Here is a 12,516-nt window from a genome sequence, read left to right on the forward strand (position 1 = left end):
TTATTTCAACATCTGTATCTAATATTTTAATTCTATTAGTTACAGATGTTTGATTTTTAAACCATTTTTTTTAACAATTTCTTTTCGATTAGTTAAATTAAAAAGCAAGTTGTTATTAAATTATCTCGTATATTTGCAATCGAATAAAAGGATTATCAAATTAAAAATTATGTTATCAATTCAATTACATCACCATCACTTTCATTATTGCTCTCAAGCGATGTGTTAATGATATGGATGTAAAATCATATTTAAAAACCCGTTTGAGTACATCAAACGGGTTTTTTATTTCCCAAATGTTGTATTCAAAAAAAATTGTAAAACAACAAAAAACAACAAAAATGAGTACTTTAAAAATTGCAATTCAAAAATCAGGCCGTTTAAACGAAGACAGTATCCAAATCCTAAAAGACTGCGGAATTTCTATCGATAATGGAAACGACCAACTCAAAGCCTCAGCATCTAATTTTCCCTTGGAAGTTTTGTATCTGAGAAATTCAGATATTCCTCAATATTTAATCGATGGAGTAGTCGATATTGCTATTGTTGGCGATAATCTTTTGGTCGAAAAAGGGAAAGGAATTAAAGTGATCCAAAAATTAGGCTTTTCTAAATGTAAAGTTTCTGTAGCGGTTCCTAAGGCGTTCGAATACAATTCCATTCAGGATTTAAGCGGATTGCGGATCGCAACCTCCTATCCAAATACGGTAAACGAATATTTTGCTTCATTTGGAATGACAGTGGATATTCACCAAATTTCGGGTTCTGTTGAAATCGCTCCAAATATTGGTCTTGCCGATGCTATTGTCGATATCGTTTCCAGCGGAAGCACATTATTCAAAAATAATTTGAAAGAAGTGGAAGTTATCTTCAAAAGTGAAGCTGTCTTGGCCGTTTCACCAAAAGTGACTCCAGAAGTGCAATCCATTATTGACACCCTTCAATTCAGAATTCAGTCGGTTTTGAGAGCCAGAAAATCAAAATATATTTTGATGAATGTTCCCAACGAAAAAATTGAAGCCATTGGCAAGATATTGCCTGTTTTGAAGAGCCTTACCGTAATGCCGTTGGCAGAAGAAGGTTGGAGCAGCGTTCATTCCGTAATTGACAAAGACACTTTTTGGGACGTTATCGACCAATTAAAAGAAGCTGGAGCCGAAGGAATTTTAGTTTGCCCAATCGAAAAAATGGTTTTATAAAGTACGATTTTAAAAATCTGAGATACCAGCTTATTTGTGCCGAAATCTTTCAATTTTTAAATCATTTAATCTTTAAATTAAAACATAAATGAATAAAATATTCAATCCAAAACCCGAAACTTGGTCCGAAATTTTAAAAAGGCCAACAAAAACTATTGACGATATTGAATTTACCGTAAAGGAAATTTTCAAGGAAATTCAAAAGAAAGGGGATGAGGCTGTTACCAAATATACTTCACTATTCGACGGTGTAAAATTTGAAAACATAGAAGTTACCACATCAGAAATTGAGCAAGCCATTGCAACTATTCCCGACGAATTGAAAAATGCCATCCAATTGGCAAAATCGAATATCGAGAAATTCCATTCGGCTCAAAAAACAACTAAAGTTGTTGTAGAAACTACCGAAGGTGTAAATTGTTGGCAAGAAAAAAGACCCATCCAAAAGATAGGTTTGTACATTCCTGGGGGAACCGCACCTTTGTTTTCGACCGTTTTGATGCTTGCCGTTCCTGCAAATATCGCAGGCTGCAACGAAATTGTTTTGTGTTCTCCACCAGACAAAAGCGGAAACATCAATCCAGCCATTTTATATGCCGCTAATTTATGCGGTGTGACCAAAATCCTGAAAGTGGGCGGAATCCAAGCCATTGCGGCAATGACTTTTGGCACTAAATCAATCCCAAAAGTCTACAAAATTTTTGGTCCTGGAAATCAGTTTGTTACTGTAGCCAAACAATTGGCAACCCAATTTGGCGTGGCCATAGATATGCCTGCCGGACCTTCTGAATTGTTGATTGTGGCAGATGATACGGCTGTTCCCGCTTTTATAGCTTCCGATTTGTTGTCGCAAGCAGAACACGGAACCGATAGTCAGGTAATTTTGGTTTCCACTTCAAAAACATTGATTGACGAAGTGGAAAAAGAAATTCAATCCCAATTGGAAGTGTTACCAAGAAAAACCATCGCCGAAAAAGCTATTGCCAATTCGAAATTGATTTTTGTCGAAAATGACGAAATTGCGTTGGAATTAATCGACGAATATGGCCCGGAACATTTCATTATTTGTACCCAAGATGAAGATTTTTATGTTCGCAATATTGGAAATGCAGGTTCGGTTTTCATTGGAAATTATACACCCGAAAGTGCAGGAGATTATGCTTCTGGAACGAACCATACCTTGCCGACCAACGGATATGCCAAGAATTACAGTGGGGTGAATTTGGATAGTTTCAATAAATCGATGACTTTCCAGAAAATTTCTGAAAAAGGAATTCAAAATATTGGCAAAGCCATTGAGATTATGGCGGAAGCCGAAGGATTGCAGGCCCACAAAAATGCAGTTACTTTGAGATTGAAAAATTTAAAAATTTAAAGATTGAAAAATTGAATGCTACATTTTAGTAGTTACGATAATTTAAAATTTATCATTCAAAATTTAAAATAATAAAAAATGAGTTTTAATATAAATAATCTTGTTCGAGAAAACGTTAAGTCGATGAAGCCTTATTCTTCGGCACGTGATGAATTTGAGGATTTTGACACCGCCGATATGATTTTCTTGGATGCCAATGAAAATCCATTCCAAAATGGCGTGAATCGCTATCCAGATCCACAACAAAGCAGCGTGAAAGCAGTTTTGGCGCAGCAAAAAAAGGTACAAACCAATCAAATTTTGCTCGGAAACGGAAGTGACGAGGTTTTGGATTTGATTTTTAGGGCTTTTTGCGAGCCCAAAGTAGATAATGTAATCACTTTGCCGCCAACCTACGGAATGTATAGCGTCTTGTCCAACATAAATGCCGTTGAAAACAGGGAAGTTTTGCTTTCGGAAGATTTTCAGCCACAAGTCGAAAAGATTTTAGAAGCTGTTGATGAAAACACGAAAATTCTATTCTTGTGTTCTCCAAATAACCCGACCGCCAATTCATTTTCGGATGAAAGTGTAGCCTATTTATTGAAAAATTTTGAAGGATTGGTTGTAATCGATGAAGCCTATATTGATTTCTCAAAAAAACAAAGTTGGATGAATGAATTGGACGAATATCCAAATTTGGTTATCACGCAAACACTTTCAAAAGCGTATGGTTTGGCAGGAATCCGATTGGGAATTTGTTATGCTTCGGCTGCAATAATTTCGGTTTTAAACAAAATAAAACCACCATACAACGTCAATGAATTGACACAGTTAAGAGCTTTGGAAAGATTGAGTAATCTTGAAAAAATAAAATTTGAAATAGCTTCGATTATAACACAAAGAGATCAATTACTTAAAGTATTGGTTGATATAAAATTTGTTGAAAAAATCTATCCAACTGAGGCCAATTTTATTTTGATAAAAGTGGATGATGCCAATAAAAGATACGACGAATTGATCACCAAAGGAATTGTAATTCGAAATAGAACAACACAAGCTTTATGTGAAAACACTTTACGTTTGACGATTGGAACTGAGGTTGAAAACAAGAAATTAATGGAAGCCTTGCAAGCTTAATTTACACCTGACAGGTTTTTAAAACTTGTCAGGTGTAATCAAAAAAAATAAATCAAATGAAAAAAATACTATTTATAGATCGTGATGGAACAATGGTTTTAGAACCCAACGATTATCAATTGGACAGTTTCGAAAAATTGGAATTCTATCCAAAAGCCTTTCAATATCTAGGAAAAATTGCTGCCGAATTGGATTTCGAATTGGTAATGGCGACCAATCAAGACGGTTTGGGAACGGATTCACACCCGGAATCCAACTTTTGGCCGGTGCATAATTTGGTGATGAAAGCTTTCGAAAATGAAGGAGTTGTATTTAGCGAAGTGCTGATTGACAAAACTTTTCCACACGAAAACGCACCAACACGCAAGCCTGCAACGGGTTTATTGACAAAATACATCAACAATCCAGAATATGATTTAGAAAATTCATTTGTCATTGGAGACAGAATCACCGACGTGGAATTAGCTAAAAATTTGGGTTCAAAAGCGATTTTTATCAGCACGGACGAGGAATTAGGAAGTGATGAGATTTCGTCCAAAAGACACGAATTGGATGCTGTTATTGCTTTGCAAACCACAGAATGGAAAACGATTTACGAATTTTTGAAACTGGAAGAACGTTCGGCTTCTATCACCAGAAAAACCAATGAAACCGATATATACATCAACTTAAACTTGGATGGAACAGGAAAAAGTAAAATCGATACCGGAATTGCTTTTTTCGACCATATGTTAGACCAAATCGCGCGCCACGGACAAATGGACTTGGAAGTTATCGTAAAAGGTGATTTAGAAGTTGATGAACACCACACGATTGAAGATACGGCGATTGCCTTGGGAGAAGTTTTTGCCAAAGCATTAGGAAATAAATTAGGAATTGAACGTTACGGTTTTTGTCTACCAATGGACGACTGTTTATCTCAAGTGGCCATTGATTTTGGTGGTAGAAACTGGTTGGTTTGGGAAACTGAATTCAGACGCGAAATGGTGGGTAAAATGCCAACAGAAATGTTTTTGCATTTCTTTAAATCGTTTTCAGACGGAGCAAAAGCCAACATCAACATCAAAGCCGAAGGAACGAACGAGCATCACAAAATTGAAGCGATTTTTAAGGCATTCGCCAAAGCGATAAAAGTGGCCGTGAAACGAGATACGGAGAAAATGATTTTGCCAAGTACAAAAGGAATGCTTTAAAGTTAGCATTTCCTGCAAGGTTTTTTTTCAAACCTTGTAGGTATTAATATTGAGTTTCATAACATAGTAAAATTAGAATATGACTAAAACAGAATTTGTATTTAAAGACCTAATGGTAAAAGAACATTTGTTTTATGCTTATGCTAATTTAGCAATGGCTCATACAGCAGTCGATAAAAATCAAACCAAATATGACAGATTTAATTATATAATTAGATCTAAATTATACAAAGGATTATTGACAGGAACGATGAATATTAGAACTCTTTTTGATGATGAAAAAGTAAAACTTTCTGTCGGTACAAAATGTAATTATTGTAATTCGACAGAGCAACTTGCATTAGACCATATTTTAGCGCAAAAATTAGGAGGAAAAGACATTGGAGATAATTTGATTTATGCTTGTAAAAGTTGTAATAGTTCAAAAGGGAAAAAAGATTTAATGGAATGGATGATTTTTAAAGGAGAAGATTTTTTACCATTAATGATTATTCGACGATATTTAAAATTAGTAATTACTTATTGTCAAGAAAATAATCTTATGGATTTAAAAATTTCAGAAATAGAACTTGACAAAATTCCATTTAAACTAGTTTTAATTCCAGTTAAATATCCAACACCTGATAAATTAAGACTTATTTAAAACATAATTATACCTACAAGGTTTGAAAAAAACCTTGCAGGAACAAAAAGAATAAAATGAAAATAGTAATCATAAATTACGGAGCAGGAAACATTCAGAGCATTATGTTTGCCATCGAAAGACTGGGCTATAAAGCCGTTTTGAGCAACAATCCGGACGAAATAAAGGCAGCTGACAAAGTCATTTTTCCAGGAGTGGGAGAAGCAAGTTGTGCAATGAAAATGCTCCAGGAAAGCGGTTTGGATACTTTGATTCCAAGGCTTAAACAGCCCGTTTTCGGAATTTGTTTGGGGATGCAGTTGATGTGTAATTTTTCCGAGGAAGGAAATACAAATGGATTGGGTATTTTTGACGTAGATGTGATGAAATTTACGCCAAAAGTGAAAGTGCCGCAAATGGGTTGGAATCAAATTTACAATTTGAAATCAGATCTGTTCAAAGGAATCGCCGAAAACGAATACATGTATTTGGTACACAGTTTTTATGCGCCTCTTTGTGCCGAAACGATTGCCACAACCAATTACGAGCTGGAATATTCCTCGGCCTTGGAAAATGACAATTTCTATGGCGCGCAATTTCATCCGGAAAAAAGTGGTGATATTGGGGAACAGATTCTGGCAAATTTTTTAAAATTATAAATAAAGTTGAGGCCTTTAAGACTTTTGACTTTCAAACATTAAGACTAAATAGGAATGAGAATAATACCTGCAATAGATATCATCGATGGAAAATGTGTTCGCTTATCGAAAGGCGATTACAATACCAAAATTATATACAACGAAAACCCGCTGGAAGTGGCAAAATCATTCGAAGCGCATGGAATCGAATATTTACATTTGGTGGATTTAGACGGAGCAAAATCCAGCAAAATCGTCAATTATAAAATATTGGAACAAATCGCTTCGCAAACCAAACTGAAAATTGATTTTGGTGGCGGATTAAAAGCAGATTCTGATTTGAAAATCGCTTTTGAATCGGGAGCCAACCAAATCACGGGAGGAAGTATAGCCGTGAAAAACAGAGAGACATTCGAAAGATGGATTGAGCAATACGGTTCTGACAAAATCATTCTTGGTGCTGATGCCAATAACGAAAAAGTAGCTGTTTCGGGTTGGTTAGAAGATTCTGATGAAGATTTGGTTCCCTTTATTCAGGACTATCAAAACAAAGGAATTCAGTACGTAATTTGCACCGATATTGCCAAAGACGGAATGCTCGAAGGGCCAAGTTTTGATCTGTATGCCAAGATTTTAGAACAAGCAAAAGGAATAAAACTGATTGCTTCGGGTGGAATTTCGAAATTTGATGAACTACCAAAGTTGGCTGAATTAGGTTGCGAAGGAACGATAATCGGCAAAGCAATTTACGAAGGAAGAATTTCGTTGAAACAATTGGAAAATTATATCATAACAAACCTGACAGGTATTTAAAACCTGACAGGTTTAATCAATAAATTATGCTTACTAAAAGAATAATCCCTTGCCTCGACATTAAAAACGGACGAACCGTAAAAGGTGTTAATTTCATAGATTTGCGCGATGCAGGTGATCCTGTGGAGTTGGCGAAAATCTATTCGGATGAAGGAGCTGACGAATTGGTTTTCCTAGATATTTCGGCAACAGAAGAACGCAGAAAAACCCTGATTGACTTGGTTCGGAAAGTGGCAGCAACCATCAATATACCTTTTACCGTTGGCGGTGGAATTTCTTCCGTTTCTGATGTTGAAGCCTTGTTGCAAAACGGTGCCGACAAGGTTTCGATCAATACTTCGGCAGTAAAAAATCCGCAGTTGATTAATGATTTGGCACAAAAATTTGGAAGCCAATGCGTTGTCGTTGCAATTGATGCCAAGCAAATTAATGGTAAATGGATGGTGCATTTAGTGGGCGGAAAAATGCCAACCGAATTGAATTTATTTGATTGGGCAAAAGAAGTGGAGCAGCGTGGGGCAGGAGAAATCCTTTTTACCTCAATGGATCACGACGGAACCAAAAATGGATTTGCCAATGAAGCTTTGGCAACATTGTCGGAAATAGTAAATATTCCGATAATTGCTTCCGGTGGAGCGGGAAATATGCAGCATTTTGTAGATACTTTTGTCGAAGGAAAATCAGATGCAGCATTGGCGGCAAGCGTATTTCATTTCAAAGAAATTGAAATCAAAACCTTAAAAAAAGAACTTAAAAATAATAATATAGAAGTCAGGATATAACTAACTATACCTGACAGGTTTTTAAAACCTGTCAGGTATATTAATAAAAAAAATATGAATATAGATTTTTCAAAAAGTGCACACGGATTGATTCCGGCGATTATTCAGGACAGCGAAACCAAAAATGTTTTGATGCTCGGCTATATGAATGCAGAATCCTACCAAAAAACGTTGGACACCAAAAAAGTAACTTTCTTTAGCCGTTCCAAACTAAGACTTTGGACAAAAGGTGAGGAGAGCGGAAACTTTTTAAATTTAGTAGATATCAAAAATGATTGTGATAATGACACACTTTTGATACAAGTTAAACCAGAAGGTCCTACTTGTCACACAGGTTCAGATACGTGTTGGCAAGAAACTAATAATCAGGAGTATGGATTTCTTTCTAAATTAGAAAAAACAATTACGCTTCGAAGAGAAAATGCGAGTTCCGAGAAGAGTTATGTAGCCTCATTATTTGAAAAAGGCATCAATAAAATTGCTCAAAAAGTGGGCGAGGAAGCCGTGGAAGTTGTGATAGAAGCCAAAGACGACAACGATGATTTATTCCTGAACGAAAGTGCTGATTTGCTTTTTCACTATCTAATTTTATTGCAGGCCAAAGGATTTCAATTGAATGACGTTGTCAATATATTAAAAAGTCGCCAGAAATAACAGAGCATTCGCAACTAATTTTCATACATAAAACCCAATAGTTTATTCATTTACTATTGGGTTTTCTTTTTTTCTTTTATATCCAATAGCAATCAACTATATTTACTTTTTATTACAAATTACAGTACTACAATGCAAGAGATGAATTCAGGAAATACAATGATTAAGCAAGAATTAAATACCATAAAAAACGAATTAAAAATCCTTTTGAAAACTGATGAAGATGATTCACGACCAGTATATATTTCCGGGAATTTCAATAGTTGGATAACACAGGACAAAGACTTTTTGATGGAAAGAATTGGAAATAATTTGTACCAATATGAATTTCCAAATGATTTTAATTACCCTGAAGAACTTTTATATAAATTCACCAAAGGAGATTGGAGTGAAGTCGAAATTGACGCTCACGGAAACCGTACTGAAAACCGTTCGACCAAAAAACACAGCGGAATTCAAAATGAATATGTAGCGCGATGGAGAAGAAATTGGTTGCCGTTCAAGCAGTCTTTTTTACCGCAGGTACTGCTGATTTCGGATGAATTTGAAATTCCGCAACTCAATAAAACCAGAAAAATATGGGCATTGCTGCCACACGATTATGATTCCACGAACGAAAGATATCCGGTAATGTATTTGCAGGATGCACAGAATTTATTCAATGAAGAGGCGCAATATGGGAATTGGGAAATTGATAAAAAACTGGCAGTAATGTCAGAATATAAAATTGGAAAAATCATAATTATAGCCATAGAACACGCCGAAAAAGACAGAATAAAGGAATATAATGTGGGCAAAACAGTACTTGGAAAAGGACAAGGAAAAAAATACATCCGCTTTGTAACCGAAACCCTAAAACCTTTTGTGGACAGCAATTTCAGAACCAAAAAAGAACGTGAATACACTGGGATAGGAGGGAGCTCGATGGGCGGATTGGTTAGTATTTTTAGTGGATTGCGCAATCCGGAAGTATACGGAAAATTGATGATTTTTTCGCCTTCACTTTGGGTGGTTCCAAAATTAAAAATTGACTCAGAATTAAAAGCTACGGATGATACAAAGATTTATTTGTATGCTGGCGGAGATGAAAGTGTGACTATGATTGAGCACGTAAGAAATTTTAAGAAAAATATTCTTGCAAGTGAATTCGTGAAAGACAAAATGAAAATTAGTTTGAGCATTAATATGGTAGGAAAGCATAACGAAACCTATTGGAGTGATGAATTTCCAAAGGCGATTGAATGGCTTTTTTTTAATTCAAAAGAATAACAACAAATGAAACGCCAATGACAATAGTCATTAGCACACAGGAACATGGTTATAGGCGTTCCACCTGCCTGTCGGCAGACAGGTCTTTCAATAAAAAACAAATATTATAAACAGATGAAAACAAATACAATTAAAAATCTAGAAGGATTTTCAGGGACACTATTAATTCCTGTTTTTGAAACTTATGTCAAAAGTCTGGTTCCAATTGAATTCCACGGAGTTTCAGTTCATTCAAAAGTTTTTTACGGAAAGAAAGAAACACATTATTTGGTCGAAAAATACGATAGCACGCATATTTTTATTGGCTTGGGTGCAGCCATAGATTATAAATCATTGAAAACTACTTTCCGAAGAATTGCATCAAAACAAAAAGAATCTTTTGGTTCTAATGTAGCAGTGGTTATACCAGAACAATTTTCGGCTGAACAAGTTGAAGCTGCTATTTCCGGGCTATATTTAGGAACTTATGATTTGGGTCATTTCAAAAAAACAGAAAAACATCCATTTTTGAACGATGATTTTGAATTGTCCATATTATCGAAAAAAGATTTCTCGGAAACGGTAATTAAAGCATTGAAAATTGCCAATGCACAACTTGAAATTTTGCATTTAGTCGATTTACCTCCAAATGTGGTCACACCTAAATACTTGTCCAATTGGGCAAACGAAAGTGGAAAAAAATTCGGTTTTGAGGTGGAGACTTTAGGTTTCGAAGCTGCTAAAAAAGCAGGATTAGAAGCTTTTTTATCTGTGGGAAAAGGAAGTAACGAAGAACCTCAGTTTGTCATTATGAATTATGTTCCCGAAAACGCCAATGCCAAAACCAAACACATAGGTTTGGTTGGAAAAGGAATCACTTTTGACACAGGCGGTTTGAATATTAAAACTTCCGGAATGCTGCATATGAAATGTGATATGGCAGGTGGAGCTGCAGTTTTTGGAACAATGCAGCTGATTGCCGATTTAAAATTGCCGGTAAAAGTTACTGCAATTGTGCCTTGTGCCGAAAATTCAGTGGATGCCAAATCATTTTATCCTAGTGATGTTATTCAAAGTTACAGCGGACATTCAATAGAAATTATTGATACTGATGCCGAAGGAAGATTGGTTTTGGCCGATGGTTTATCCTATTTAATCAAAAATTTTAAACCCGAATTTATTGTTGACATTGCAACTTTAACAGGAAGTGCAGTGGGAACTTTTGGTTACGATTGTGCTGCATTATTTACCAACAATGAAACTGTCTCAAAGAAATTACAAGAATCTGGCGATTCTGTTGGAGAACGATTATGGCAATTACCGCTTTGGGATTGCTACAAACAAGATATAGAAAGCGACATTGCCGACGTGAAAAATTACAGCGGAAGGCCAGTTGCCGGAGCCATTTCTGCAGCTAAATTCCTGGAATATTTCACAGAAGAACACAAAGCCTGGGCGCATCTTGATATTGCCGGAGTTGCTTTTGGTGATGATGAATTTGCAAAAAGCAAACACGCAACGGCTTATGGTGTTCATCTATTGGCTAAATTCATTGAAAATTTATAAATATGGGAAACTCTAAAACTTTCATCTGCATTTCAAATTATTTCAAAGGGGCTGATTTTTTAATCCATTTGAAAAATCTAGGCAACAAAGTGTATCTGATGACCAGCGAAAAACTGCGGGATCAACCTTGGCCTTTTGACCACATAGACGAAGTTTTCTATATGGCGGGTCAAGATACGGATTGGAACTTAGAACATTTATTGCTGGGAGTTGGCAATTTGATGAAATCCAATAAAATCGATGCTATCGTATCATTAGACGATTATGATGTGGAAAAAGCCACCTATCTAAGGGAAAATCTTCGGATTGATGGAATGGGACAAACCACTGGTCGTTATTTCAGGGATAAATTGGCGATGCGAATGAGAGCTAAAAGTTGCGGAATTACGAATCCAAATTTCTGCTCGTTATTTAACGATCACGACATTAATACGTTTGCTGACACAATTTCGCCTCCTTGGGTTTTAAAACCCCGTTCCGAAGCTTCGGCTTCTGGGATTATAAAAGTGTTTGACAAAGAAAGTTTGTGGATTCACATCAACGAAATGGGCAATAATCGGTTCAAATATTTATTGGAACAATTTCGTCCTGGTGATGTGTATCATTGTGATAGTTTGGTTTTGAATGGTAAAATCCTGTTTAGTATTACTTCAAAATATTTAACGACTCCAATGGAAATTTCACAAGGTGGTGGTATTTTTCGTTCAGCTAATATCCTTTATGATTCTGAAGATGATAAAGACATAAAAGCAGTAAACGAGCAGGTTATCAAAGGATTTGGATTGAAACACGGCGCAGCACATTCAGAATATATCAAGTGCAATGATGATGGAAAAATCTATTTTCTGGAAACATCTTCCCGTGTTGGCGGAGCACATCTCGCCGAAATGGTTGCCGAAGCTTCGAACATCAACCTTTGGAAGGAATGGGCAGCCATCGAAGATGCATTGGTAAAAGGAACCAAATATACTTTGCCAAAAGTTAAAAAGGGATATGCCGGAATTGTATTGACTTTGTCCAAGTTTCATCAGCCTGATTTATCTTCTTTTTCGGATCCGGAAGTTTGTTTCAGGGTTCCTTTGGATTATCACGCCGGATTGATTGTAAAATCGGATTCTGGCGAACGCATTTTAGAATTATTGGACAATTATGCCAATCGATTGACTACTGATTTTGCTACTATTGTTGAACAAAAAAAAGTCGATAAGTTGCATTAGTCATTTTACAGCAAAGGCGCAAAGAATTACTATTATTTTTTTATTTTAAGTTCGCAAAGATGAAAATCAAAGATTTTCAAGGTTAAACTA

The 12,516-nt window shown here is 35.8% G+C and carries 12 protein-coding genes; all 12 read left to right on the forward strand.

All coding sequences use genetic code 11. From position 1 onward, the window contains the following. Positions 1 to 341 precede the first annotated feature (341 nt). The 12 genes from hisG to IR213_RS11585 all read left to right on the forward strand — a co-directional run bounded on the left by hisG (position 342) and on the right by IR213_RS11585 (position 12,426). Positions 342 to 1,199, forward strand: a complete 858-nt coding sequence (hisG, locus tag IR213_RS11530; RefSeq protein ID WP_194312460.1) for an ATP phosphoribosyltransferase — start codon at positions 342 to 344, stop codon at positions 1,197 to 1,199. An 88-nt stretch (positions 1,200 to 1,287) separates the two neighbouring features. Continuing rightward, a complete protein-coding gene (hisD, locus tag IR213_RS11535) occupies positions 1,288 to 2,574 on the forward strand; it encodes a histidinol dehydrogenase (RefSeq protein WP_194312461.1) in 1,287 nt (428 codons plus the stop codon). A 78-nt stretch (positions 2,575 to 2,652) separates the two neighbouring features. Beyond that, the gene (hisC, locus tag IR213_RS11540) at positions 2,653 to 3,693 is read left to right on the forward strand and encodes a histidinol-phosphate transaminase (protein WP_194312462.1); all 1,041 of its coding nucleotides are present in this window, start codon (positions 2,653 to 2,655) and stop codon (positions 3,691 to 3,693) included. Positions 3,694 to 3,749: 56 nt separating this feature from the next. Further along, positions 3,750 to 4,886, forward strand: a complete 1,137-nt coding sequence (hisB, locus tag IR213_RS11545) for a bifunctional histidinol-phosphatase/imidazoleglycerol-phosphate dehydratase HisB (RefSeq protein ID WP_194312463.1) — start codon at positions 3,750 to 3,752, stop codon at positions 4,884 to 4,886. Positions 4,887 to 4,965: 79 nt separating this feature from the next. Further along, positions 4,966 to 5,529: an HNH endonuclease gene (locus tag IR213_RS11550; protein WP_194312464.1), complete on the forward strand. Its 564-nt coding sequence runs from the start codon at positions 4,966 to 4,968 to the stop codon at positions 5,527 to 5,529. A gap of 56 nt (positions 5,530 to 5,585) precedes the next feature. Next, positions 5,586 to 6,167, forward strand: a complete 582-nt coding sequence (gene hisH / locus IR213_RS11555; RefSeq protein ID WP_194312465.1) for an imidazole glycerol phosphate synthase subunit HisH — start codon at positions 5,586 to 5,588, stop codon at positions 6,165 to 6,167. 54 nt (positions 6,168 to 6,221) lie between these two features. Further along, the gene (hisA, locus tag IR213_RS11560; RefSeq protein WP_194312466.1) at positions 6,222 to 6,959 is read left to right on the forward strand and encodes a 1-(5-phosphoribosyl)-5-[(5-phosphoribosylamino)methylideneamino]imidazole-4-carboxamide isomerase; all 738 of its coding nucleotides are present in this window, start codon (positions 6,222 to 6,224) and stop codon (positions 6,957 to 6,959) included. 26 nt (positions 6,960 to 6,985) lie between these two features. Further along, complete coding sequence (gene hisF, locus IR213_RS11565; protein WP_194312467.1) at positions 6,986 to 7,741, forward strand: imidazole glycerol phosphate synthase subunit HisF; 756 nt, start codon at positions 6,986 to 6,988, stop codon at positions 7,739 to 7,741. Positions 7,742 to 7,795: 54 nt separating this feature from the next. Continuing rightward, a complete protein-coding gene (gene hisIE, locus IR213_RS11570; RefSeq protein ID WP_194312468.1) occupies positions 7,796 to 8,395 on the forward strand; it encodes a bifunctional phosphoribosyl-AMP cyclohydrolase/phosphoribosyl-ATP diphosphatase HisIE in 600 nt (199 codons plus the stop codon). A gap of 132 nt (positions 8,396 to 8,527) precedes the next feature. After that, complete coding sequence (locus IR213_RS11575; RefSeq protein ID WP_317173148.1) at positions 8,528 to 9,664, forward strand: alpha/beta hydrolase; 1,137 nt, start codon at positions 8,528 to 8,530, stop codon at positions 9,662 to 9,664. A 114-nt stretch (positions 9,665 to 9,778) separates the two neighbouring features. After that, the gene (locus tag IR213_RS11580; RefSeq protein WP_194312469.1) at positions 9,779 to 11,209 is read left to right on the forward strand and encodes a leucyl aminopeptidase family protein; all 1,431 of its coding nucleotides are present in this window, start codon (positions 9,779 to 9,781) and stop codon (positions 11,207 to 11,209) included. Positions 11,210 to 11,211: 2 nt separating this feature from the next. Further along, positions 11,212 to 12,426, forward strand: a complete 1,215-nt coding sequence (locus tag IR213_RS11585; protein WP_194312470.1) for an ATP-grasp domain-containing protein — start codon at positions 11,212 to 11,214, stop codon at positions 12,424 to 12,426. Positions 12,427 to 12,516 lie beyond the last annotated feature (90 nt).

Origin of the sequence: Flavobacterium soyangense (assembly GCF_015277675.1) — a bacterium.
Taxonomy (GTDB): domain Bacteria; phylum Bacteroidota; class Bacteroidia; order Flavobacteriales; family Flavobacteriaceae; genus Flavobacterium; species Flavobacterium soyangense.

Bases quoted from the DNA above. Each gene is read 5' to 3' on its own strand.
- hisD (WP_194312461.1), top strand. From the start codon at position 1,288: ATGAATAAAATATTCAATCCAAAACCCGAAACTTGGTCCGAAATTTTA.
- IR213_RS11575 (WP_317173148.1), top strand. From the start codon at position 8,528: ATGCAAGAGATGAATTCAGGAAATACAATGATTAAGCAAGAATTAAAT.
- hisIE (WP_194312468.1), top strand. From the start codon at position 7,796: ATGAATATAGATTTTTCAAAAAGTGCACACGGATTGATTCCGGCGATT.
- hisF (WP_194312467.1), top strand. From the start codon at position 6,986: ATGCTTACTAAAAGAATAATCCCTTGCCTCGACATTAAAAACGGACGA.
- hisG (WP_194312460.1), top strand. From the start codon at position 342: ATGAGTACTTTAAAAATTGCAATTCAAAAATCAGGCCGTTTAAACGAA.
- hisB (WP_194312463.1), top strand. From the start codon at position 3,750: ATGAAAAAAATACTATTTATAGATCGTGATGGAACAATGGTTTTAGAA.
- hisA (WP_194312466.1), top strand. From the start codon at position 6,222: ATGAGAATAATACCTGCAATAGATATCATCGATGGAAAATGTGTTCGC.
- IR213_RS11580 (WP_194312469.1), top strand. From the start codon at position 9,779: ATGAAAACAAATACAATTAAAAATCTAGAAGGATTTTCAGGGACACTA.
- IR213_RS11550 (WP_194312464.1), top strand. From the start codon at position 4,966: ATGACTAAAACAGAATTTGTATTTAAAGACCTAATGGTAAAAGAACAT.
- hisC (WP_194312462.1), top strand. From the start codon at position 2,653: ATGAGTTTTAATATAAATAATCTTGTTCGAGAAAACGTTAAGTCGATG.
- hisH (WP_194312465.1), top strand. From the start codon at position 5,586: ATGAAAATAGTAATCATAAATTACGGAGCAGGAAACATTCAGAGCATT.
- IR213_RS11585 (WP_194312470.1), top strand. From the start codon at position 11,212: ATGGGAAACTCTAAAACTTTCATCTGCATTTCAAATTATTTCAAAGGG.